This window comes from Qipengyuania aestuarii (assembly GCF_019711535.1).
Lineage (GTDB): Bacteria > Pseudomonadota > Alphaproteobacteria > Sphingomonadales > Sphingomonadaceae > Qipengyuania > Qipengyuania aestuarii.
Genome location: NZ_JAIGNP010000001.1, coordinates 1,023,926 through 1,046,501 on the forward strand (window position 1 = coordinate 1,023,926; position 22,576 = coordinate 1,046,501).

Here is a 22,576-nt window from a genome sequence, read left to right on the forward strand (position 1 = left end):
CGGCTGTCACAGCAGTCGTAATCGGTAAGGCGTAATCACAGAACCGCCCTGCAGTGCAGGGATTGCGATCGTCTACTCGAAGTAAAGGTCCACACGGACCACCCAAATCTTGATACCACTGGCCAGACCGATTCTGAAATGCTAGCGGAGTGGTATTGGGGAAAGGAAGCCGTATGCGTAGCACCTTGATGATATTGCTAATGGCGGGCATCGCCTGTCCGGGCGTTGCCGCGCCGCCGCAATCGACGGAAACAGAGATCGTCTCGCCAGCTCCTCGCGCTCTGACAGTGCTTACCGATGGCTGGGTATTCAAGCAGGGCGATCTCGTCGGCGACCCGTCGTCCCCATCCTTCGACGACAGCGCGTGGGAGGATGTAACGATCCCCCACACCTGGAATCGTGTAGGTTATTACAAACCCGATCCGCAGGCGCATATTCATCGCCCCGAGACGATCGACAAGTCGCAAGGCGTCGGTTGGTATCGCCTGGAGTTCAGAACCCCACCCCATGCATCAGAAAAGCGTGTGTGGCTTGAATTCGATGCGGCCAGCCGGGTGGCAAGTGTCTGGGTGAATGGAAAGAAGCTCGGCGAGCATCGCGGCGGATTTTCCCGGTTTCGTTTCGATGCGACCGAGGCCCTCGATGCCTCGGGGGTGAATGTCCTTACCGTTCGCACCGACAACAGCCCACCCGACGGCCAGACCGAAGCGACGGCGGATGTGTTGCCGCTCGCCGGCGACTTCTTCGTCCATGGCGGGCTGTATCGTCCTGTTCGACTGGTAGTCGTAGACCCGGTGCACATCGATCTTTCGGATTACGGCAGCGCCGGATTCTCCGCAACCACGATCGCTGCGAGCGATACGGAGGCGAAAGTCGCGGTTGTTGCGAAGGTCGCGAACCAATCGGCCAAAGCTGCGCGGGTACAGGTTTCTGTGCGGTTGATCGACACCGACGGCCGCGCTGCGGCGCACTCTGTCAACGCGCTCTCCATCGGTCCGAACGCCAAGGGTGATGTGAAGACGATGCTCTCCGTCGCCGACCCGCGGCTGTGGCAGGGAACAGAAGACCCTCATCTTTACGATCTGGTCATCGAGGTGGCAGATCATCGCGGTCGCGTGCTCGACCGGATCAGAAAACCCTTCGGTATCCGCACAATCTCTATCGATCCCGACAAGGGCCTCTTCCTGAACGGTCGTCATGTGACCGTGCGCGGAGTCGGATATCATCAGGATCGCGAGGGCAAAGGTTGGGCAGTCGGTGCCGCCGACACCGAACAGGATGTCGCCATCCTGCGTGAAATGGGTGTGAATGCCATCCGCCTCTCGCATTATCAGCATGGCCAGGTCATCCACGATCTTGCGGATCGCTACGGACTGTTGCTCTGGGACGAAATTCCGCTCGTATCCGTATGGACCCGGCGCGGCGAACTGGTTCCGCGTCCAGCCTTGGTTGAAAATGCGGCGCAGCAGCTACGCGAGCTGATCCGCCAGAACCGCAATCATCCCTCAGTGGTCACATGGGGCATCGCCAACGAGGTGGATTTCGGAAATTCCTTCCCAGCTTTTCTGACCGGATTCCCCGAGGGGCAGGCTCCCGATCCAATGCCGCTGCTCGAAATGTTGCAGTCCGTGGCACAAGAAGAGGATGCGAGTCGCCCCACAGTACTTGCCACCTGCTGCGAAGGGCGATTGTTCGATGACGGCGTTGATATTCCGACAACCGCTGCGGCGGCCGATCTCGGAGGCGCCAACCGCTACTTCGGCTGGTATTTCGGCAAGCCCGGAGACTTGGGCCCACATCTCGACCAGCTGCGCGCCTTGCGCCCCGAGCAGCCGCTATCCGTAAGCGAATACGGCGCGGGCGGTGCGACCACGATCCATACCGACGATGTCCTTGGCGGGCCGATCGATTCGCGTGGGATCAGGCAGCCGGAGGAATATCTGGGCTATATTCACGAGGAAGCGTGGAAGGCGATCGACGCTCGACCCTATCTGTGGGCCACATGGCTGTGGAATGCATTCGACTTCGCCACCACGATCCGCACCGAAGGCGATGCGCAGGACATCAATACCAAGGGTCTCGTCACTTACGACCGCGAGATCCGTAAGGATGCCTATTATTTCTACAGGGCCAATTGGTCGGATGCGCCGACCGTCCATATCAACGGCCGCCGCTATGTCGACCGCGCCTATCGCGTCACCGACATACGTGTGTACAGCAATGCTCTGGAAACGCAGCTAACGCTCAACGGTCGCTCGCTCGGAAGCAAGCGTGATTGTCCGCAGCGCATCTGCGTTTGGTCTGATGTCACGCTCAGCCCCGGCAAGAATATGGTGGTCGCGCGTGGAGATTTCTCAACTGGCGCAATCGCGGACGAAGTGAGCTGGTCGCTATCGCAAGACTCGGCGCTGGCTTTCCGTATCGATTCCGGCGCCATCGTCGCAGCACCCGCCAAGGTTCGATACGGATCGGATGCCTTCTTTAACGGGGGTGCGACTGGTTCGCTCGATCAACCGGCAGATTATGGCAAGCCTGCCGTACCTGCGACGATTTCGGGGACAGAGGAAACGGCCATCGCGGCGACTTACCGCAGCGGGCAATTCGAATACACAATCCCTCTCACGCCCGGCCGGTATCGCGTCCTGCTGACATTCGTCGAGCCTGCCGCCGGGCCGGGGGAGCGGATCTTCGATGTGCGAGCGAACGGCGAGACTATTGTCAAAGCGCTGGACATTGCGCGCGTGGCAGGCGGTACGAGTATCGCGATCAAGCGGTCGGTGGAAGTGTCTGTCGCGAACGACACTCTGACGCTTGGATTTGAGCCGTCAAAAGGTGAAGCGATCGTGTCGGCGATCGAAGTCATTCCAGCAGATCTGTGAACAGAGCTTTCGCATGAAGAACATTGGGACGCTCGGCGAGAAAAGTTCCGCTTGGACTTAGAAAACGAGTTTGGTCTCCAGTTTGAAGATGCCGACGTTGGTCCGAGTGCAAGCCTGCCGGCGTTTGTTATGTTCATCACTGCCAATTGGGAATGGGTCGGCCCAAGTGCACTCGCCATATTCTTCGGCGGCAAACGCGTCGAGGATAGTTGGAATTGGTGGGTTGCCAAAGCCAAGATAATTAAGAGAGTAGCGGATAAGAAGCAGATAAAGCTTAATCGCAATGGCGCGGCTATACTCGCTGTAAACGCAGTGATGCGTGACTTCTCCGATACGCCTTTGGAAATAAAGCTACTTCGATATGGGGTCGCTCACATGGGCGAACCAGACAATCTCAAAGCCTTCGAGATAGAGAACGAAATAAAGGGGTCGACTGACACGCTTTACCTTGGCTTTATCAAACATATCTTCGAGATCGAGGCCGACGGTAATGTGTTTCGGGCCCAAGTAGATGGCGCTGAGGTGGAAATCAGTCGTGTCGACTGATGAGCCGTTTCCAGACCGGCGACTTATGCGAGAAGCTGCCATTCGCGCTTCGGTGCCAGTGCGGACCTTTCTCACTCGCCGCGCGCACCACACTCGGGCGCGAGGGCCCAGGCGTGTGATCATTCAAGAAGGCGCGCACCTGAAGGTACGCGCCTTGCTCGATTAATATTTGTAGGACTGCCCACCATCGATCGTGATGACAGCCCCGTTAATGAAACCGCTCTCTCCCGACAGAAGAAACGCAACGAGCGCGGCGACCTCTTCCGGTTTGCCGAACCGCTTCATCGGGTTGGGCTCCACGAACTCCTTGCCCGCCTCTTCCCAGTTATCGCCGGCCATCTGCCTAAGCGATCCTTCGACCATCGGGGTCATAATCGCACCGGGGGCGATGGCATTGATCTGGATACCGTACTGACCATACTCGATCGCACTGTTGCGGGTCAGGCCAACGACGCCGTGCTTGCTCGCGGCGTAGCCTGACTGGTTGCCGACCCCGCGAATACCGCCAACCGATGCGGTGTTGACGATCGTTCCGCTGCCCTGGTCGCGCATAACTTTCAGCACTTCAGCCATTCCGTAGAACACGCCATTGAGGTTAATCCCGACGACCTTCGCGAATTCGTTGTTCCCGAAGTCCTCGGTGAGGTTCTGCCGCCCCTCGATCCCGGCATTGTTGAAAAAGCCGTCGATCCGGCCGAACCGGTCCAGCGTTTTCTTTACGTATTCGCTCACCTTGTGGGCGTCGGACACATCGGCGGCTACGGTCAGCACCTCTGTTCCGTCCGGCAACCCGGCCGCTGCATCTTTTAGGCTGTCCTCCTGCAGGTCCACCAGAACAAGCTTGGCGCCTTCCTCCGCAAGACGATGGGCGGTCGCCAGGCCGAGGCCCGAAGCACCACCGGTTATGATCACGACCTTGTCGGTAAAACGTTGCATGTCAGTTCCTTTCTCGAATGCATCAAAAGTAGATGTAATGGGCCGGCACGTTCGCAGAAAGAGCAGCCGCTTCTGCTGCCTCAGCGCAGGCCGAGAGTTCGGCATCGGACCCTAACCAGGTTATGGAGAGCGAAGTCTTGAAGTGGGTGAGTCTCAGCGATTTCAGGCTTTGGCAGCCTAACGGAGCCGCCCCGGCGAGATACAGCAGTGGCACGATCTGCATAAGGGTCGGTGCCACCCGGGCGTACTCAAGGTTTTCGAGCAAACGCAGCGCGGAAATCGAACTGATAGCCCAAGGGGTGGAGGGCATCGATCGAGAGCTATAGCACCGGGGTGTCGGCATCGGCATATAGATGCGCGAGCATCAACGAGGTTCCGTCCTGCGTCGTCAAACCGCGAGGAAAGAGCCGCGAGATACCGACGGCCACCAGCGAAATGGTAGCGGAGGAGGAACTCGAACCCCCGACACGCGGATTATGATCCCAAGGACAACGCTAGATAGACGCGTCAATGTAGTCGGTTCACTACACGCAAGCTCCGGCAGCCAGTGGGCCGATCGCGGGTGTCCGTTGATGAGCCAGCGGAGCGAGCGATAGCGGGCGCAATTGCGCGAACAATCTATTCTTGCCGGTCCGCTACCCAGTTAATCAATTAGGCGCGGCCTCCGTCAATTCCTATCACTCGCGGTATTCAGAAGCACCCAGCGGTGACGGTGGGACCTAGGGCGCTAGACCTTCCGATGCGAAGGTAAGGTGAGCGAAAAGCGGAACTTCGAGGTGTTTTGCTATTTGCCGGGCCAAGCAGGTGTTTTCGAAAATAGCAGCGAAGGAAATCAACGTAGGTTTGGATTAACAGATTACCCCGATGCAATCCTGCGCGGGTCAGCGCTCGGCATTCTAACGCTGATTTGGGTAATCCTTGTGGTGCGGGTAATCGGTCTTCGAACGTTTTCTAAGATGACCGCTTTCGACTTTGTTATTACGCTTGCTACCGGTTCGCTCCTGGCATCTGCTGCTTCCGTCACGGAGTGGACTGCGCTTGTCCAAGCGTGCAGCGCGATCTTGGCGTTGCTTACTGCTCAAGTGGTTTTGGCAATTCTTCGGCGTGATTCGCGAACCTTCCAGCTCCTCATCGAAAACGATCCCGTCATGTTGATGCACGATGGCAAGATCCTCGAAGGTGCGCTCGCGAAAACGCGTGTTAGCGAAAGCGACGTTCTCTACGAGATACGCTTGCAAGGTATCCAAGACATATCCGATGTACGAGCCATGGTTTTGGAGAGTACCGGCGCTATCTCGATCATATCGGGCAAGGCTGACCCAACTGAGGAAGTCATGAAAGAAGTCGATCGCTGCTATAGTCCGGAAAAGCGTCATACCGCTCGCCGGGATTAATACTCGCGGCAGCGGATGGCACTTAGAGGTGCTGCCTTGGCCAATTGGATGTACGTAAGTCGCGGAGAATCTGACCAGACTAGGCTGATCTAAGCAGTCACCGCTAGATGCCCTACGATCCGCCAACCGTCTCTCGGCTGTAGTTTCGAGAAACAAATCTTCCGGGCCCGCAGATTCCTCACGCAATTATGGTATTATATTGAAATCGTTCTTCGATGTCCTCATCGAGGTGTCGCGATAAATGCCAGTGGTCTTTTGCATTCAGCGTCTCGTAGGAGGAAGCAGTGAAGGCCTTTTTCCCCTGCCCTTTGTATGAGGTCACCGGCTTGAACGTGCCTCTAATGCTGGTTCTCGAAGCGGAGCCAATGCGTGAAATCAAGCTGGCCGGATCCGCCACTAGCTCGGCGTGACTGACCAAGAGATGGCCGCGTGCGCGCGACGCGGCGCGAATCCAATTTTGTAATTTGGCAGTTCGCATTGCGATGGCATTGGCGAATGGGCCGCCGGATTCGGGACACAGTTCCTCCAAGATCGGGGAGCCGAATTTCGGATGCTCCCTATCGATACCCCAAAAGTCTTGATCCCAAACAGTGCGCCATTCCGCGCGTATGAATTGGCCGAAGGTCATGGCCTTGAGGTCCGGATGTACATGCCAAGGAGTCGCGTACAAGCTGCGAAGCCAATGGTCGACGCGCCGCGCAATAACGATGACAAAGACATCGTCCGGAATGGTGATCTCGGGTGAAACAAGCCAATGCTTGAAACCGTATTCCTCGGTAAACTGGAGTTCTTTAAGGTTCTGTTCGAGTAACTTTATCAGCGCGTTAGTACCGCTACAGCGCTGACCGTAAACTTGAAAACGCCTGAATTTTCCCTTCTGCAATCTTGATCTCCGTAGTTGCAGGATGCGCCTTAGCCTTCGGCTGCACAGGGTTCTGCTTGATCGATGTTGTATGGCCGAAACGAATTGGCCGGAGGATCGTCGGGCAGGCGATGATAGGCCATACAGAAATTCAAAACGCCGCGATTGGGGCTGACGAAAAGCCTGCACTGGTCGATACATTGCGCGAGCACATCTCCGAGGATGGATTTCCATGTGTCGGGGCCAAGTCCGCTCTCGCGACGGGGCGACTGAAGGTATTGACCGCCCGGACGCTTACCAGTGCATGGAACGACCTGGAAATCCACGAAGCGTTGCTCGATTGGAGCAGCGCCTATGCTGAAGATCCTAGCGGCCTTCGCAGTCTGGCCGTGGTCTTTTCTGGCCCCAAAGACCTGAGCGAAGTGCAGTTCGAAAAAGCGATGTGGGAACGGCTCAATTCGCTTGCTGCAAAAGACGGCTGGCGCGGACAGCGCTACGATCCTCAAGTCAGCAGCGATCCAGCGGATCCTCACTTCTCTATGAGTTTCGGGGGGAAGGCTTATTTTGTGGTCGGAATGCATCCAGGCGCGTCTCGAAAAGCGCGCCGCACGCCGCATCCAACGCTTGTCTTCAATCTGCATGATCAGTTCGAGGCGCTACGGGCATCGCAGCGCTACGAACGTATGCGAGAAACCATTCTGAAGCGGGATATAAAGCTGGATGGGTCGCTGAACCCCATGCTTTCGCGTCATGGCACTGTTAGCGAAGCACGTCAGTATAGCGGCCGTGCAGTTTCAAAAGATTGGGCCTGCCCTTTTTCGGATCCAAGGACCAAATCATGACTCGCATTCCACCACGTACAGGCACTGCGATCGAAATCGCAAAGGGGCAGGTCCTCACTGTGACGGATCCGGAGGGTGGCCAGGTCAGCGACCTGCTGGCGGTGTCGCGTTCTGATCCACTGGAAATCTTATCGAACGGCCGGACCTTTGACTACGAGGAGCGGATCATGCTCACCACGGGTGCGCGCCTTTGGTCGAACAGGTCGAACCCGATGCTCACCATCGTGGAAGATACCGCCCCGGCCCATGATTTCCTGCTTACGCCGTGTTCCGAAGACACTTTTCGGCATTTCTATCCGGACAAGCCGATCCATCGAGGTTGTTTCGGAAATCTGGCGCACGCGCTCGCTCCCTACGGCGTGGCTAGGGACGCCATTCCCACGGCTTTCAACGTATTCATGAACGTGCCGGTCGCTGGCGATGGTACAATTTCGGTCGACCCGCCCCGGTCCACGCCAGGCACATTTACCCGCTTCCGAGCCGAGATGGACCTTGTGATCGGGCTCACCGCTTGCGCCGCATATGCATCGAACGGGGGGACATTCAAACCCATCGACTTCACCGTGAGCAGCTGACGCGATGCTCGATATTCTCGAATGGTACGGCGCGATTGCGGCCGTCATTGCTGCCTTGATCGTCGCATCGAATGTGAGCAAACGTGTTACAGGATGGGCCTTTGTTCTGTTCGTTTCATCGTCGCTCGCACTCACGGCATGGGGCTTCTTGAGCGAAGATGCCGAAGGAATCGGTTGGCAGAACATTGCGTTGCTGCTGATCAACCTATGGGGTGTTTATCGCTACCTCGGCCCAAGGAAACACCCCCGCCGAGGGACTGACGCAAAGACCGGGGACGTAGCATGAAAAGGATTGCGACGACCCTTGGACCAGCAATCGGAATCCTTCTGGTGGGATTGGCTGGCCATTTCGCGTCCGGCGCAATCTATTCCTCTTTGGAAGCGCGGAAGATGATCGCCGCGTTATCCAGCCCAGCGCTTTATCTCGGCAGTGCGATCGCTTCGAGCGCTGCTACAACGCTTGCTCTCATGCTGACCCTGCTGGGGCTGGTGCGCCGTGCTAACGCCGAATTCGATCCCCTGATGTACAGGCAGATTTACCGGATCGCCGCTCTTTCGACGGTGCTTCTGGCCGGGGCTGTCGTGATGCTGCTGCTGATGACAATGCCGATTGGCGAATTCGAGGATGTTCCGGCTCGTTGGTTTCCGATGCTCTACAAAGTGCTGTACTGGATAGTCGTGATCCTTAGCGCCGGTTTGGTGGCGATGGTCTCGATGCTGTTTGGCACTGTGCGTTCGCTGATCGCCAAGCTCACCCCGCATGACGATGTCTGACGGAGTTCTACCTTTGCTGAAGCCTATCGTATTCTTCGCACACCATCAGGGTCGCGGTCATGCAAATCGGATAATGGCAATTCTCGAGCACTTGCCTGAGGAACGGCCTGTTATCATCATGACCGCCGACCCGGCACAGTTCGACGACCGGCCACGCAAAGCGACGATGGTCGAACTCCCAAACATGATCGGCGCGCCTTCGCGCAGCCCGGCGCTGCACGATCAGCCGACGCCCGAAACGATGCACTGCGTCCCGCTTGGCGTGGAAGAAATGCGCCGCCACATGGGTGTGATTGCGCAGACCCTGTGCGAGCATGACCCCGCATTGTTCGTCATCGACGTTTCGGCAGAAATCGCGATGTTGTCCAGAATCATGAGCGTGCCAGCGGTGACCATCAGGATGCACGGGGAAAGAGACGACAAGGGCCATGTTGCTGGTTACGAAGCCTGTGTGGGGATGCTCGCTCCGTTCGACGAGCGGATCGAGCAGGCGAATTACACCCACCGCCTACGCGAACGGACGTTCTATACCGGTGGCCTTTGCACGACGAAGGCGCCGCTGCGCGGGCGGCAAGAAGCGCGCGAAACGCTCGGCTTGCCGGAAGACAGGCGCATCACCTTGGTGATTGCGGGCGGCGGTGGCTCCGGCACGCCTTACGCGCCGCTGACCGTAGCCGCGAGAGCCGAGCCGGACACGCAGTGGCTGATCGCCGGTCCCGTTCACCGCGAAGGGCACGAAACCGATTTCGGAAATTTGCGCGAATTGGGGTGGATCGACAATCTAACTGACTATCTTTGCGCCGCTGACCGCGTGATTGCGTCGGCGGGCGATAACACGGTCCATGAAATCGCGCGCGCAGGAAAGCCGTTTTTATGCATTCCCGAGTGGCGCTATTTCGATGAACAGCAGGCCAAGGCGCGCGAACTGGCGCGGTTGGGTGCGGCAACTTACCGCGAGACTTGGCCAGCCTCCATTCCCGAATGGCAACGCGCGCTCAACGAAACGGACGCGCTCGACACCGCAATCCTCAGTTCACTGCATCACGATGATGCCGCACTGAAAGCTGCGGAATGGCTGGAGACTCTCGCGACCGACCTTTGGAGGGTTAGCTGAACAACACGTCGTCGCCTTGCCGGGAGGCGGCTATTTCGGCAGTCGTTGGGGATCGCATGATTTCAAGCCGGTCTGCGGTTCGCGTTACCAGACCGCGCCGTTCGAAATCGTCCAACCAGTAGCCCATGCACCATTTGCCCCACCGGCTATGGTACAGTCGCGCATTGCGCACAATTGCATCGAAGTGCTGCATCGGTGGCCGGTGGACGTAATGATGCTGATGGAAACAGACGGTGCCGCCGATCCAATACATGTTCGCGCCACTTAGCCTAAGGCGTTGGCCCAGATCGGTTTCTTCAGCGCCGTAGCCGACGTAATCTTCGTCCATGCCACCTGCTGACCGCCAGACGGAGGCTCCCATGATGAACGCCAGACCCCATAATTCGCCGAAATCAGCTATTGCGACAAAACTGGTATCGTTTAGCGGGCGCTTGCTGGGGTGGCGAACACCCCTCTCGGCCAGAAGATTGTAATCCGGCGCCCCGTTGTTCTTACGCCAGCCCTCCGAGTTCCCGGGAAGATATCGCACTTCAGGGAGGAATACGCCCTGTGGGTCGAAAGCATGACCTTCTGCAGCCCGGCGGACAAAGTCCGGATCGGGAATGCAATCGACATCGAGGAATGCCAGTACATTGCCATCCGCCATATTCGCAGCTCGATTACGCGCTGCCGCGAGCGGCATCGGCTCGCCTTCCACCCGCACATACCGAACCGGAAAGGCGCCCTTCGTTTCGATATTGGGCGCGTCATCCTGCATATAAGCGACAACAAGTTCGTCCGGCGGAAACCGCTGCGCGTCCAGACCGGCCACCAAATGGTCCAAGTGCTGCTGGCGCCCGCGTACTAACGTCAGCACCGAAACGGATCGATAGGTGCTCACCAGCTGCCCTGTGCCTGATAGTGACGCACACCCTCAAGCACGCCTGCGGCGAAATGGCCCTTTGCCAGATAGGCGTGGGATAGTGACGGTTCCTGCGCGAGGCCGTCGCTTGAATTGCCAACCAGGATCGGGAAGGGGCAGGCCCGCAACATCGTCAGATCGTTGCCACTGTCTCCGGCAACCACCACCCGCGACTGGGTAAGGTTCAACCGGTCGGCTACATAGGCGACGGCGTGCCCCTTACTCGAGCCCTCGGCCAAGATATCGAGATATCGTCCGTGACTCGCTACGATCTCAACCGCTATTCCGGCAGTCCGAAAAGCACGCTCGATTGCTTGCGGATCACGTCCGTCCAGGAAGTAGCTTGCCTTTCCGGGATGCTGTTCCAGCAAGGCCTGTGGCCGCAATTCCAAATCCCGCGCAAGGGCCCGCACCTGTTCATCCCTCCAGCTGCTTTCGGTCTGTCGACGCCAGTCGCAATCCTCGCGAAACTGTCGGGCTTCACGGTCATACCAATGAATACGCGTACCGACGCTGCTGATGATGACATCGGGCGTCGGCACACCTTCTGATGCCAGGATAGCTTGCGCACTGTGAAAACTGCGACCCGTGGCAATGCCGAGCGCAATTGTGCCTGCATTGTCAGCCTGCCAGTGGAGAAACTCGTGCAAGGCGTCGCGATCGCCCAGCAGCGTATTGTCGATGTCGCAGCACAGGATGCGCTCCCACCGGGGCATTGGCGCGCTTGGTTCGATAAGCTCGGCAATGAGGTGGTGGTAAAGATCACGGTGCGCTTCCCAGTCATAGGCGCTGACAGCGTCGAGCCCGGCTGAGGCATAGCGGATCCATTTTCGCTTATCCGTCACGATTCCGAGGCAGGCGTCGGCGATTGCGGCCGGATCGCGTGGACAAACAAGCTCGCCGTTACGGCACCGTTCGATTATGTCGTTCGGGCCCCCGCTATCGGTTGCGACCACCGGAAGCCGGGACGCGGCTGCTTCCAACAATGTAAGACCGAAAGGCTCGTTGAGCGCCGGGTTAACGAAGACGCCGCCACTTTCGCGCGCCAAAGCGTAATAAGCAGGAATGTCTGTCTGTTCGTGGTTCTTGGGATAAGCGACTTTACCATACAGATCGAAGCGGTCCACGGCCTCGATCAGCTCCTGCATGACCTCGCGGCATTCTTGCTCCAAATCGCCGATAAGTGATCGGCAACCAGCCACGATCACCAGATTAGCGGTTTCGCGAAGCTCTTTGTCGGCACCAAAGGCCTCGATCAATGCCAGCAGGTTTTTCTTTCGCACCGGTCGAGCGATAGCGAGAAGCATGGGCTTTGCGGGATGGCGCAGGAAATGGTCGAGATCTGCCCGCACCTTCTCGCTTGGAACGGCGGATTGGAAGCGGGTCAGATCGCAGCCGGGAGGGATAACCCGGATGCGTCCCGCCTCGATAGTATCGTAATGCGCATATTGTGCCTCGGCCTCGTCGCGCGAGCTTGCAATGACAGCGTCGGCCAGCTCCAGCGCTTGTGATTCTATTTTGATCCGCTGCCGAAGTGATGCATCAGCGCCTCCGTTCACCTCGCGTTTCACCGCTCCAAGAGAGTGGCCCGTGAAAATATACGGTATTCCGCGCTGCTCCTTCGCGTGGCGCGCGAGGACACCCGCATCGGCATAATGCGCGTGAATGATGTCCGGGACACTGCCCGTTTCATCCAGATATCTAAGAAAGGCAGCGCATAGTGCGTCATGGCGTTCGTGCAGACGCTCCTTGGGAAGATAATCAGGATCGTGATCGTCCAGACGGATAAGACGTATTTTCCCGCGGCTCTCCGCGCATTGCGCTTCGAACCGCCTACCCAGCTGGGCGTCTGTGAAGCCGCGCGTGACGATATCAATGCGGTCGATGGACGGATCGCGTGCGCTCGCGCAGGCCAGCTCCAAGAGGTAAGTAATGTGCCCCCCGGTGTCGGCGTTGATCCCGTAGGGAACATCCGACAATGTGAGGCAGCCCTGCAGGGCGATATGACAGACAAACATCGACGAACTCCAGGTATGTTATTACCGAGTGGTTCGAAGCCTCCCAAGTTCCTGGCAAACAGGGTGATAAATGTTGTCTAAGTGCGAATAGCCCACGTCGCTCCCGTGATACATCCGGTCCCGCCGCAAACCTATGGCGGAACGGAGCGCGTCATCGCTGACCTCGCCGATGCTCAGGTTGCGCAAGGGCATGACGTAACGGTGTTTTGTCCCGCGGACTCTGCATTGGATGGCCTGACTAAAGTCGGAGATTACCATTCGCTGAGCTGGCATGAACGACATGCCAGCAATGTTCCGGCGGGTTTGCCAGCGGTGCTCGAAGCGCAGCTACTCAGAGATCTGCTGGAGCATGGCGGCGATCACGACGTGCTACACCTGCATGGGTCGGCCCATGCGAGTGCGATCGCCGGAAAACTTGGCCTTCCGGTCTTCCGCACGATCCATTGGCGTGCGGACGAGCTTGACCATCATGAGCACTTCCGGGCCTTCCCCGATGAACGCATTATCGCCATTTCGCATTCGCAAGCGAAGTCTGTGCCATCGGCCAGTCTCGCCGGTGTGGCGCATCACGGCATGCCCTCATCCCGCTACCGGCTTGGCGATGGTCGGGGCGGCTATCTTGCATTTCTGGGCCGCATGACCGACCAGAAGCGGCCCGACCGCGCAATCGAACTGGCCCGTTCCAGTGGCCGAGTGCTGAAACTTGCCGGGCCGATCGATCCTGGCAATCCCGCTTATTTCGAAACAGTGGTCAGACCGAAGCTGGACGATGCCACCCATCATCTTGGCAATGTCAACGACGAACAGAAGCAGGACCTTCTGGGCAATGCCGGGGCCTTGATTTTCCCGATCGATTGGCCCGAACCCTTCGGCTTGGTGATGATCGAAGCGATGGCTTGCGGAACACCTGTCATCGCCTGGCGCGAGGGTAGCGTAGCCGAAGTGGTGGAAGATGGGCTGACCGGCATTGTGGTCGGCAGTCTCAAAGAAGCGACCGAGCGTTTGGATGAAGTGTTTACCCTTGATCGGCAGCGTATCCGCGACAGGTTCGAAGAGCGTTTTTCAAGCGCGCGGATGGCCCGACAAATTCTGGATATTTACCGCGCCGCCCCGCCGTCGCGATCTTCGAAGGAATCGAGCGCGAGATCGCCTTCTCCATAAAGGTAATCTCCGCGAAACTCGCCCAAGCGCTTCAGCTCTGCCTCATTAAGTATTTCGATCCGGCCGTCACCGCCAAGTTCCAAAATACCGCGATCCTTCAGATTGCGGAAACTCCGATTGGCATGAACTGGGGTTATGCCGCAGGCCTCGGCATAGTCGCGCTGCAGCAATTGGACGGGTAGATTGTGGCCGTCGTAAAGACCCACGAATTTATGCCTTTCGACGATTTCGCAGATCAAATGGGCAATTCGGCCCTCGGCATTTAGCCTTCCGAGCCGGAAGATCCACTCACGGTGCATGGCAGCATCGAGTAGCGTGGAAAACCAGAGTGCGCGTGCAAGATGCCCCGACCTGTCAACCAGTTCGGCGATGGCGGAATGCGGCACCTCTGCCAAATGCACATGGCCGAGGGCCGCCGTGCTATGATCCAGCCGTTTCATCGGAAAACCGTGAAGGTCCACGAAATCGCCCGGAAAATTGAGACCGACTAGCTGCCTCTCCCCATTTCGGTCATCAAGATGGCGAAGTACCGTGCCTTCGATGATGTAATAGGAATGCTCCACCCGCGTGCCGCGTTCGACCAGTGTTTCGCGCGGTTTGAGCCGGATGGTGCGCTTGATTGCTTCTTCGAGCCAGACCTTTTCTCGAGTGCCCAATTCGTGGCGGAGTCGACCTTGCAGGAAAAGCTTCGTGTGCAACATTTAATTCCTGTAACTTTTGGAGCGTGATCGTGCGGCTAACCGAGGCGGTTAAGGGTGTCAAAGCGCTATTCTGCCCAGCCCGCGACATAAGTCGAGAGGCAAAAGCGGCGGACCCGGGAGCCGTACGATACGGGCGAGTGCCGCTCTTACCTAGACACCCGCAGACGCCACTTGGCGCGAATAAATCGCACATTCTTTCTGTCCAACCCAACGACACGCGCAACGAATAGTCGCATCCGGTCGTTGTTGGCGAGCCGGAAACTTTTGCGCAGCCATTAAGAACAGGAAAAACAGCGTGCACAAGCCACTTGATGCGCAAACGGGCCTCGAAATAGATGGGCTCTGCGCCAAGGTTTTACGGGTCCTTCGCGTGGTAGGCGACGACACCGTGCTTTATCTTGCCGATGATGAAACCGAGGCGGAAGGACTGGCGCTCCTCCTTAAGCGATTGCTTCCGGATACACCGGTCATCCACCTCCCTGCCAGTGACACTTTGCCCGGCGAGGATGCCCCTGCTTCGCCCTCTAACGTTGGTCGCCGCGTTACTGCGCTGCGCCGACTGCGGGCGCTCTCGGCGGACCTAAGGTCTTCAGGCGCGATTGTGGTGAGCAGCGGCGAGGCGGCTGCGCGACGCTACGCTCGTCCGGAAGCTTTCGATGCCGAGCCCCCGGTAGTCCGCGTAGGCGATAGCATCGATGTGGACGCCTTCCTCGCCGAGGCGGTCACAAACGGTTATTTCGCCGACGATCGTATCGACGAGCCAGGCGAGATAGCCGTGCGCGGCGAAGTAATCGACCTGTACCCTGCCGATGCAGGCGGGCCGGTGCGCATCGATATTGTCGACAGCCATATCGGTGCAATCCACCATTTCGATCCGGTCACGCAGCGCCGTGGTCAAGCCTGCGATGCAATAGAGATTGGCCGCGCCGCAGAGCCCGAAGAGGCATTGGAGGCGACCATGCTCGCCCACCTTTCTACAGGAACCGTGTTGCTGTCCCGCCGCGCCGAGAAGCGGCGCAAGCGGTTCGTGCAATTGGCTGAGCGGACGGCCCAAGAGATGAAGACCGAGGTCGACGCCGTTTCGGACGAGCGCTGGGCAGCGGCGCTCGAGGATTGGCGAACCGAAAGTGATCTGGACGAAGCGGGTGGCAACGCCATCGCATCGGTACCGCGCTTCGCGGAGAAAAAATCGATAGCCCGGGCGTTTACCCGTTTTCTCGCCGCCGAACGGGAAGAAGGGCGCGCCATCGCTTTGATCGGGAGTGAACGCGATTTGCGCTTCCTGCGTATCCGGCTGCAAGGAGCGCTGTCCGACGCTTGCGAGATTGGCGACATTCGCAAATTGGAAGAGCGGGACGCAGGGGACGTCGTGACCCTCTGCGCGCCGCTAGACCGCGGAGCCAGTGATGGGCGGATGACCCTGATTGCTGCCGCGGATATTCTAGGCACGCGCGCCCTGATCCAAGAGAATTCCACTCCGGTGCAACCTGTGGGGCTTGGCGGTGCAGAAATACGCATCGGTGATCTCGTCATTCACGAAAGTCATGGTTTCGCCAAGGTGTTGGGCCTTGAACCGGCTCCCGATGGAGATGGCGAGATGATCGCTCTGGAATATGCCGATGAGGCCCGACGCCTCGTGCCAGTGCGCGACGCCGGATTGCTATGGCGCTACGGCGGCGACAGTGACAGCGTCACGCTCGACAAGCTTGAAGGCAAAAGCTGGAACAAGCGCCGCGCGGAGATCGACAAAGCGATTGCCGAGACTGCGACTTCCCTGATCGATCTTGCAGAGGAACGCGCAAAGCTTGAGGCGCCGGTGATGGAGCCTGACGGTGCCGCTTACGAGCGCTTTGTCGCCGGCTTTCCCTACAGCGAGACTGCGGATCAGGCGCGAGCAATCCGCGAGGTGCGCGATGATCTGGCGGCCGGCAAACCCATGGAACGCCTTGTCGTCGGGGATGTCGGTTACGGTAAGACCGAGGTCGCATTGCGCGCGGCGGCCATCGCTGCCCTTTCGGGTTATCAAGTCATCGTGGCGGCGCCGACCACTGTGTTGGCGCGCCAGCATCTGGAAGAGTTCACTCGCCGCTTCTCCGATACCGGCGTGAAGGTTGCAGGTTTGTCGCGACTATCGAGTGCTGGCGAGAGGAAGAAGGTCCAGACAGGGTTGGCCGACGGATCGATCGGCGTGGTTGTCGGCACCGCAGCGGTGGTTGGCAAGGCCATTAGTTACGCCAAGCTCGGTCTGGTTGTAATTGACGAGGAACAACGCTTCGGTGCGGCGGACAAGGCGAAGCTGCGCGGTCACAAGGGCATCCACCTGCTTGTGATGAGCGCAACACCGATACCGCGCACGCTGCACCGCGCCATGATCGGCCTGCAACAGGTTTCCGTCATCGCAACCCCGCCTGCCCGTCGGCAACCTATCCGCACCACGGTGAGCGAAGTCGACGATACAGCGATACGCCTCGCGCTGCGCCGCGAAAAGGCCCGCCGGGGGCAGAGCTTCGTGGTCGTGCCGCGTATTGCCGATCTCGCCGATATGCGGACGATGCTCGAACGACTAGTGCCTGACCTCACGCTGATCGAAGCGCATGGAAAAATGCCGGGCGCTGCACTCGACGAGGCCATGATCGACTTCGCAGGCGGAAAGGGCGATATCCTGCTTGCAACCAACATCATTGAAACCGGGCTCGACGTTCCGCGGGCGAATACGATGATCATCTGGCGCTCGGACCGCTTCGGCTTGGCTCAGCTGCATCAGTTGCGAGGGCGCGTGGGCCGCGGGCGGCGGCGTGGCCAGGTCATCCTTGCGACCGAGGGAGATGAGATCGGTGAGGCAACGGAGAAACGTCTGCGCACACTTTCCACCTTCGACCAGCTCGGCTCGGGCTTTGCCATCGCTGGAGCGGATCTCGATCAACGCGGAGGCGGCGACGTTCTGAGCAATGCGCAGTCCGGGCATATGAAGCTGATCGGCGTCGAACTTTACCAGCACCTGCTCGAAGGGGCGCTTCGCAGCGCACAGGGCGAGGAGCAACGCCAGTGGCAGCCCGATATCCGCACTGGCGAAGCCGGCGGTTTCCCGCCAGAATGGATCCCGGAAGAGGAAGTTCGTCTCAATCTCTACGTCCGTCTCGCGCGGCTTCGGGATCGTACGGAACTCGAAGCGTTTGAAGACGAATTGCTTGATCGGTTCGGACCGCTGCCCGAGCCCGCTTCAGCGCTTGTCGATCGCGCGCGCCTGACGATGCTGGCATTCGAAATGGATATTCGCGCTATTAATGCTGGTCCGGCTGCGATCGCGCTCACACCTGCCGATGAAAAATCACCTGCGTTTCACGCCGAAGGGCTAGTTCTGAGCGACGGACGCTGGCTGGCCAAGGATGACGCACCCTACGCCAATCCGACAAAGGCCGCAGTGACGGTGTTAGAAGCTCTCGCCGAAAGCGGCTAGTATTAGGCTGGAAGTCTCTCTTCCAGAGCCATTCAGTTCTCTTCGGATCGAAGAGTTTCTATGCCGCCTGCTCCGCTTCCCATTCCGCCATACGCAGGGCAACGTACCGTCTAAGCATCTCGACCCGGCGTGGACGGAAGCTCGTGGTACCCTTGGCAAGGGCGGTCATACGAGCAACTTCGAAAGTGCGATAATCCTCGCGCAGCAAACACCAGCCTACGATCATGAGCGTGGTCGGACTATAGGACAGCCCGAGCGGCAGAATTTCCCGCTCGGTGAGGCGGTTCTGCTTGTCGCGATAAGCGAAATGGACGCTCATTTCGTCCCAACAGGCTTCGCGTAACAGCTCTATGTCGATGGTAATGTCGGGTCGGTACACTGCGGGTCGCCACGATCTCATGATGGCGTGCATGGATTGACGTGACTGGCGGTCAGGCAGGCTGGCGATGATCCGGGCCAGCGCATCCTTTCCCGCTCTGGTAAGCCGCTCGTCACCCAACTGATCGAGACTTCCCACCGCAAGCATGAGCGCTTCGGTTTCGAGGCGGGAGAAGCTTTGAGGGGGCAGCGCGGGGTCTTCCGTCAGCGTGTAGCCATATCCAGCAGCGCCATCGATCAGCACACCGCCAGCGCGCAAGGTGGCGATATCGCGGTAGAGTTGACGTGTCGAAATTTCAGTCTCGACTGCCAGCCGGTCGGCGGTGACGGGAGCGGGCAATCGCCTCAGTGCGGCGAGCAGACGCATCAGCCTGTCCTGTCTGGCCATATCTGTTCCTGCCTCAATCTGTCAGGAGGCTGAGCCTATCGCTTCGTCTCCATCAACGAAAGGAGTATTCCGATGACCACCCTCTATCATTCGCCTCAATCGCGATCCGACACCGTCGTAGATCTCGTCCGCCTGCTCGGCGCCAAGATCGAAATTCGCGAAGTGACGATCGCGCGGCAGGACGGCACCGGAGGCCCCGATCCAGATAATCCGCATCCGGAGAAGAAGGTGCCCTATCTCGTCGATGGGAGCGAGCACATTCGCGAGCGCGGGGCGATTGTGCTGTATCTCACCGATGCCTACCCCGCAGCGAAACTGGGGCCGACCGTCGGCGAAGAGGGGCGCGGAAGCTATCTGTCGTGGCTGGCATGGTATCAGGGCGTGATGGAACCGCTGCTGATCCTGAAATGGGCCGGCGTATCGCATCCCGCCATCGAGTCTGGCCTGCGTGACGAGGCCACCATGCTGGAGCGTCTGGCCGAGCCGCTCCGCTCAGGACCTTGGCTTCTAGGGGAGCGGTTCAGTGCAGCGGATATGCTCTGTTCGTCGCCGTTCCAATGGTTCAAGGAATTGCTGCCAGCCGATCCCACCATCCGTGACTGGGCTGAGCGATGTGCTGCGCGCGTAACGCGGTAGCGGCTCTCAGGTAAAAGAACGCAACTTCTTTCAAACATACGGCAAGGGCAGCAAGGCTTGAATCTTTTGACAGCCTGCCATGCGAGATCGCGCGGATTTCTGGAGGAAGTTCAAGCGCTGCCTTTGTCGATGTTGAAAACATCCCCGCGTCTTAAATTACTGAGCGCAGCCGCCTCGAATCGCCGTGTAAGCGCTGCTTTCCAGTTTGTGTGCAACTTGGATTACTTCGGCCGCTAAATTTCCAGTCAGCGCTAAATTAAGAACCAGATGCCGAAGAGCAAAACCAAAGAGCCGAACCCCATCAGGGAAGCGACCAAGCGCAAATTAATTCGCTTGAGAGGTTGGACCGAGTGAGCATCCAATCTTTTGAGCACGCTGCAGGAACTTCGTTCGGCAAGATAGAAGACAACCATACCGGACAATATGAAACAGGTGGCTATTGCTCTGGGAAGCCACGCAGGTTCCATTTTGCCGAACAGAGCGTTGAACCCCAGACCGATGCCCACCGCTGCGAGGCCAGTGCGCATCCAGCCCGCGAATGTGCGTTCGTTGGCTAGGACCGTACGATCTTCCGCGAGATCGGTTCGTTGACCAGCAAGATCATTAGAACTGGCAACGTCATTCATTGGGGAAAGCCTCGATACCGAAGCGACGAACCTATAAGCCACTTGGCAACAAGGCAATCGCCATATGTTAAGTGTGGATCCTGGAAAATGAAACACGAATAGATCAGTGCAGAAAAAATTCCTGCTGGTGATGAGAGTCATTATTTATTTCAAAAAAGCGGTTAACATATGTTAATTAGTAATGAGAATTGGTTTTAATCAAATTTAATATTTCAAACTTGGCAACTTAATTTAGCCGACTTCGTTTGGGAGCCATACCCGTAACGGAGCGTCGCGTATGACCAAAGATTTCGAATTGTCCAAAGGGGGCGCCAACCATCAGAAGCCTCGAGGCGACGACGATGTAATGACGACGGCACAAGGCCATCCGATCGCGGATGATCAGAATTGGCTAACTGCAGGCCCGCGCGGACCGCAGCTGCTCGAAGACCAGATCGCGCGTGAGAAAATCTTTCATTTCGATCATGAGCGTATCCCCGAGCGTGTGGTTCACGCCCGCGGCTATGGTGTGCACGGCCATTTCGAGCTGAAGAAAGCGATCCCGCAGTATTCGCGTGCGCGGATTTTTAATGAAGAGGGCGTCAAGGTGCCCACCTTCACGCGCTTCTCGACGGTGGCGGGCAACAAGGGTTCGCCCGATCTGGCGCGCGACGTGCGCGGGTTCGCTACCAAGTTCTATACGCAGGAGGGCAACTGGGACCTCGTCGGCAACAATATCCCTGTGTTCTTCATCCAAGATGCGATCAAGTTTCCCGATCTGATCCATGCCGCCAAGCCCGCGCCCGATCGCGGCTTCCCGCAGGCGCAGACCGCGCACGACAATTTCTGGGACTTCATCAGCCTTAGCCCCGAAGCGATGAACATGGTCATGTGGATCATGTCCGACCGCACGATCCCGCGCTCGTTCCAGTTCATGGAAGGCTTCGGCGTCCATACCTTCAGGCTGGTGAACGAAAAGGGCGAAAGCCACTTCGTCAAGTTCCATTGGAAGCCCAAGTTAGGCCTCCAGTCGGTGGTCTGGAACGAGGCGCTCAAGGTCAACGGGATGGATCCCGACTTCCATCGCCGCGACATGTGGGATGCCATCGACGCGGGGGACTTCCCGCAGTGGGACCTCGGCATTCAGGTGTTTGACGAGGAATTCGCCGAAAAGTTCGAATTCGACGTCCTCGACGCGACCAAGATCATTCCCGAGGAACGAGTCCCGGTGGAGATCATCGGCACACTGACGCTCGACGCGAATGTCGACAATTTCTTCGCCGAGACCGAGCAGGTGGCATTCTGCACGCAGAACCTGGTGCCCGGCATCGACCATTCGGACGATCCGCTGCTGCAGGGGCGCAATTTCAGCTATCTCGACACGCAGTTGAAGCGGCTGGGCGGCCCCAACTTTACGCATCTGCCGATCAACGCGCCCAAGTGCCCGGTGCGCCACTTTCAGCAGGACGGCCATATGGCGATGACCAACCCCAAGGGTCGGGTGAATTACGAGCCCAACAGCTGGGGCGATGGCGACGGTGCCGGGGAGGATCGCGGCCCGCGCGCCTGCCCGATGAAAGGCTTCCAGAGCTATGAGGCTCCGGTCGCAGGCCCCAAGATGCGCGTGCGCAGCAAAACCTTCGCCGATCACTACAGCCAGGCGCGTCAGTTCTACGTCAGCCAGACCCCGGTCGAGCAGACGCACATGGCCAACGCGCTGACCTTCGAGCTTTCCAAGGTTGGCCGCATGAGCATTCGCAAGCGGATGATCGGCCACCTGCGGCACATCGACGAAGGACTGGCGCAGGAGGTAGCCGACGGGATCGGCCTTCCCGAACTGCCCGAGAAGGTACCGGCGGCGCGCGACCCGATCACCGATCTGGCCGAAAGCCCCGCGCTCTCGATCCTCAAGAACGGCCCCGGCAATTTCAAGGGCCGCAAGCTGGGCATCTATATTGCCGAGGGAGCAGATGCGAATGTGGTCAAGGCGCTGAAGGATGCCGCGACCAGCGCAGGCGGCATGGTCGAGATCGTTGCGCCGCACGTGGCCGGCGCCAAGCTTTCCGATGGCACCATGATGGAAGCCGACGAGAAGATCGATGGCGGTCCTTCGGTGACCTACGATGCGGTGGCCGTCGTGATGAGCGAGGCTTCGGCCAAGCGCTACAACACCGACAAGCCGAGCATCGACTTCGTCAATGACGCCTTCGCCCATGCGAAATTCGTCGCCTACGTCCCCGCGGTCCAACCGCTCTTCGAGACGGCAGGCGTGTGGAACTGGATGGACGACGGGTTCGTCGATGTCTCCTCCGGCAAGGACGCGGCCAGCGCCTTCATCGAGAAGTGCGGCGAACTGCGCTTCTGGGACCGCGAGAGCGTGAAGCAGGACTAAGTGGGAAGGACACCGAC

At 58.6% G+C, this 22,576-nt stretch carries 20 protein-coding genes; 12 read left to right on the plus strand and 8 right to left on the minus strand.

The window, feature by feature from the left end:
* Positions 1-173 precede the first annotated feature (173 nt).
* Both K3175_RS05045 and K3175_RS05050 read left to right on the plus strand, forming a co-directional pair.
* The gene (locus tag K3175_RS05045; RefSeq protein ID WP_221542232.1) at positions 174-2,879 is read left to right on the plus strand and encodes a glycoside hydrolase family 2 TIM barrel-domain containing protein; all 2,706 of its coding nucleotides are present in this window, start codon (positions 174-176) and stop codon (positions 2,877-2,879) included.
* Positions 2,880-2,930: 51 nt separating this feature from the next.
* Positions 2,931-3,425, plus strand: a complete 495-nt coding sequence (locus tag K3175_RS05050) for a hypothetical protein (RefSeq protein ID WP_221542233.1) — start codon at positions 2,931-2,933, stop codon at positions 3,423-3,425.
* A gap of 162 nt (positions 3,426-3,587) precedes the next feature.
* Here K3175_RS05050 and K3175_RS05055 read toward each other — a convergent pair whose 3' ends face one another.
* Together K3175_RS05055 and K3175_RS05060 are read right to left on the minus strand one after the other, a co-directional pair.
* A complete protein-coding gene (locus K3175_RS05055) occupies positions 3,588-4,361 on the minus strand; it encodes a glucose 1-dehydrogenase (RefSeq protein WP_221542234.1) in 774 nt (257 codons plus the stop codon).
* Between the two features lie 22 nt (positions 4,362-4,383).
* A complete protein-coding gene (locus K3175_RS05060; RefSeq protein WP_221542235.1) occupies positions 4,384-4,671 on the minus strand; it encodes a hypothetical protein in 288 nt (95 codons plus the stop codon).
* Positions 4,672-5,113: 442 nt separating this feature from the next.
* Between K3175_RS05060 and K3175_RS14270 the strand changes: the two genes are divergently transcribed.
* Positions 5,114-5,755: a DUF421 domain-containing protein gene (locus K3175_RS14270; RefSeq protein WP_221542236.1), complete on the plus strand. Its 642-nt coding sequence runs from the start codon at positions 5,114-5,116 to the stop codon at positions 5,753-5,755.
* A 178-nt stretch (positions 5,756-5,933) separates the two neighbouring features.
* Here K3175_RS14270 and K3175_RS05070 read toward each other — a convergent pair whose 3' ends face one another.
* Positions 5,934-6,638, minus strand: coding sequence for a hypothetical protein (locus K3175_RS05070; protein ID WP_221542237.1), 705 nt, complete (start codon positions 6,636-6,638; stop codon positions 5,934-5,936).
* A gap of 56 nt (positions 6,639-6,694) precedes the next feature.
* Between K3175_RS05070 and gntA the strand changes: the two genes are divergently transcribed.
* From gntA to K3175_RS05095, 5 genes are all read left to right on the plus strand, one after another.
* Complete coding sequence (gene gntA, locus K3175_RS05075; protein WP_247710654.1) at positions 6,695-7,459, plus strand: guanitoxin biosynthesis heme-dependent pre-guanitoxin N-hydroxylase GntA; 765 nt, start codon at positions 6,695-6,697, stop codon at positions 7,457-7,459.
* Positions 7,456-8,034: a DUF1989 domain-containing protein gene (locus tag K3175_RS05080; RefSeq protein ID WP_221542238.1), complete on the plus strand. Its 579-nt coding sequence runs from the start codon at positions 7,456-7,458 to the stop codon at positions 8,032-8,034. Before gntA ends, K3175_RS05080 begins: the two co-directional genes overlap by 4 nt.
* Positions 8,035-8,038: 4 nt before the next feature.
* The gene (locus K3175_RS05085; protein WP_221542239.1) at positions 8,039-8,320 is read left to right on the plus strand and encodes a hypothetical protein; all 282 of its coding nucleotides are present in this window, start codon (positions 8,039-8,041) and stop codon (positions 8,318-8,320) included.
* Positions 8,317-8,808, plus strand: a complete 492-nt coding sequence (locus K3175_RS05090) for a hypothetical protein (RefSeq protein ID WP_221542240.1) — start codon at positions 8,317-8,319, stop codon at positions 8,806-8,808. Before K3175_RS05085 ends, K3175_RS05090 begins: the two co-directional genes overlap by 4 nt.
* Before the next feature lie 118 nt (positions 8,809-8,926).
* The gene (locus tag K3175_RS05095; protein WP_221542241.1) at positions 8,927-9,922 is read left to right on the plus strand and encodes a glycosyltransferase; all 996 of its coding nucleotides are present in this window, start codon (positions 8,927-8,929) and stop codon (positions 9,920-9,922) included.
* Here the strand turns inward: K3175_RS05095 and K3175_RS05100 are convergent.
* Both K3175_RS05100 and K3175_RS05105 read right to left on the minus strand, forming a co-directional pair.
* Positions 9,915-10,802, minus strand: coding sequence for a glycosyltransferase family 2 protein (locus tag K3175_RS05100; protein WP_221542242.1), 888 nt, complete (start codon positions 10,800-10,802; stop codon positions 9,915-9,917). The two genes, K3175_RS05095 and K3175_RS05100, sit on opposite strands and share 8 nt — an antisense overlap.
* A complete protein-coding gene (locus K3175_RS05105) occupies positions 10,799-12,841 on the minus strand; it encodes an HAD-IIB family hydrolase (protein ID WP_221542243.1) in 2,043 nt (680 codons plus the stop codon). The genes K3175_RS05100 and K3175_RS05105 overlap by 4 nt, the downstream gene beginning before the upstream one ends.
* A 105-nt stretch (positions 12,842-12,946) precedes the next feature.
* Between K3175_RS05105 and K3175_RS14325 the strand changes: the two genes are divergently transcribed.
* Complete coding sequence (locus K3175_RS14325; protein ID WP_345719315.1) at positions 12,947-14,002, plus strand: glycosyltransferase family 4 protein; 1,056 nt, start codon at positions 12,947-12,949, stop codon at positions 14,000-14,002.
* Here K3175_RS14325 and K3175_RS05115 read toward each other — a convergent pair.
* On the minus strand, positions 13,939-14,703 hold the full coding sequence (locus K3175_RS05115) for a Crp/Fnr family transcriptional regulator (RefSeq protein WP_221542245.1): 765 nt from the start codon (positions 14,701-14,703) through the stop codon (positions 13,939-13,941). The genes K3175_RS14325 and K3175_RS05115 overlap by 64 nt on opposite strands.
* A gap of 295 nt (positions 14,704-14,998) precedes the next feature.
* Here K3175_RS05115 and K3175_RS05120 point away from each other — a divergent pair, with 295 nt between their 5' ends.
* The gene (locus K3175_RS05120; RefSeq protein ID WP_221542246.1) at positions 14,999-18,160 is read left to right on the plus strand and encodes a helicase-related protein; all 3,162 of its coding nucleotides are present in this window, start codon (positions 14,999-15,001) and stop codon (positions 18,158-18,160) included.
* Positions 18,161-18,218: 58 nt separating this feature from the next.
* On the opposite strand, the gene K3175_RS05125 is transcribed toward K3175_RS05120, so the two are convergent.
* Positions 18,219-18,926 (minus strand): helix-turn-helix transcriptional regulator, encoded by a 708-nt coding sequence (locus K3175_RS05125; RefSeq protein WP_221542247.1) that lies wholly within the window; start codon positions 18,924-18,926, stop codon positions 18,219-18,221.
* A gap of 72 nt (positions 18,927-18,998) precedes the next feature.
* On the opposite strand from K3175_RS05125, the gene K3175_RS05130 reads away from it, so the two are divergent.
* Positions 18,999-19,562, plus strand: a complete 564-nt coding sequence (locus K3175_RS05130) for a glutathione S-transferase family protein (protein ID WP_221542248.1) — start codon at positions 18,999-19,001, stop codon at positions 19,560-19,562.
* 251 nt (positions 19,563-19,813) lie between these two features.
* Here K3175_RS05130 and K3175_RS05135 read toward each other — a convergent pair whose 3' ends face one another.
* Positions 19,814-20,188, minus strand: a complete 375-nt coding sequence (locus K3175_RS05135; RefSeq protein WP_221542249.1) for a YidH family protein — start codon at positions 20,186-20,188, stop codon at positions 19,814-19,816.
* A 277-nt stretch (positions 20,189-20,465) separates the two neighbouring features.
* On the opposite strand from K3175_RS05135, the gene K3175_RS05140 reads away from it, so the two are divergent.
* Positions 20,466-22,559: a catalase gene (locus tag K3175_RS05140; protein ID WP_221542250.1), complete on the plus strand. Its 2,094-nt coding sequence runs from the start codon at positions 20,466-20,468 to the stop codon at positions 22,557-22,559.
* Positions 22,560-22,576 lie beyond the last annotated feature (17 nt).

Coding starts and splice junctions, on each gene's coding strand:
- K3175_RS05045 (WP_221542232.1), top strand. CDS start 174: ATGCGTAGCACCTTGATGATATTGCTAATGGCGGGCATCGCCTGTCCG.
- K3175_RS05055 (WP_221542234.1), bottom strand. CDS start 4,361: ATGCAACGTTTTACCGACAAGGTCGTGATCATAACCGGTGGTGCTTCG.
- K3175_RS05060 (WP_221542235.1), bottom strand. CDS start 4,671: ATGCCCTCCACCCCTTGGGCTATCAGTTCGATTTCCGCGCTGCGTTTG.
- K3175_RS05080 (WP_221542238.1), top strand. CDS start 7,456: ATGACTCGCATTCCACCACGTACAGGCACTGCGATCGAAATCGCAAAG.
- K3175_RS05085 (WP_221542239.1), top strand. CDS start 8,039: ATGCTCGATATTCTCGAATGGTACGGCGCGATTGCGGCCGTCATTGCT.
- K3175_RS05090 (WP_221542240.1), top strand. CDS start 8,317: ATGAAAAGGATTGCGACGACCCTTGGACCAGCAATCGGAATCCTTCTG.
- K3175_RS05095 (WP_221542241.1), top strand. CDS start 8,927: ATGACCGCCGACCCGGCACAGTTCGACGACCGGCCACGCAAAGCGACG.
- K3175_RS05105 (WP_221542243.1), bottom strand. CDS start 12,841: ATGTTTGTCTGTCATATCGCCCTGCAGGGCTGCCTCACATTGTCGGAT.
- K3175_RS05115 (WP_221542245.1), bottom strand. CDS start 14,703: ATGTTGCACACGAAGCTTTTCCTGCAAGGTCGACTCCGCCACGAATTG.
- K3175_RS05125 (WP_221542247.1), bottom strand. CDS start 18,926: ATGGCCAGACAGGACAGGCTGATGCGTCTGCTCGCCGCACTGAGGCGA.
- K3175_RS05130 (WP_221542248.1), top strand. CDS start 18,999: ATGACCACCCTCTATCATTCGCCTCAATCGCGATCCGACACCGTCGTA.
- K3175_RS05135 (WP_221542249.1), bottom strand. CDS start 20,188: ATGAATGACGTTGCCAGTTCTAATGATCTTGCTGGTCAACGAACCGAT.
- K3175_RS05140 (WP_221542250.1), top strand. CDS start 20,466: ATGACCAAAGATTTCGAATTGTCCAAAGGGGGCGCCAACCATCAGAAG.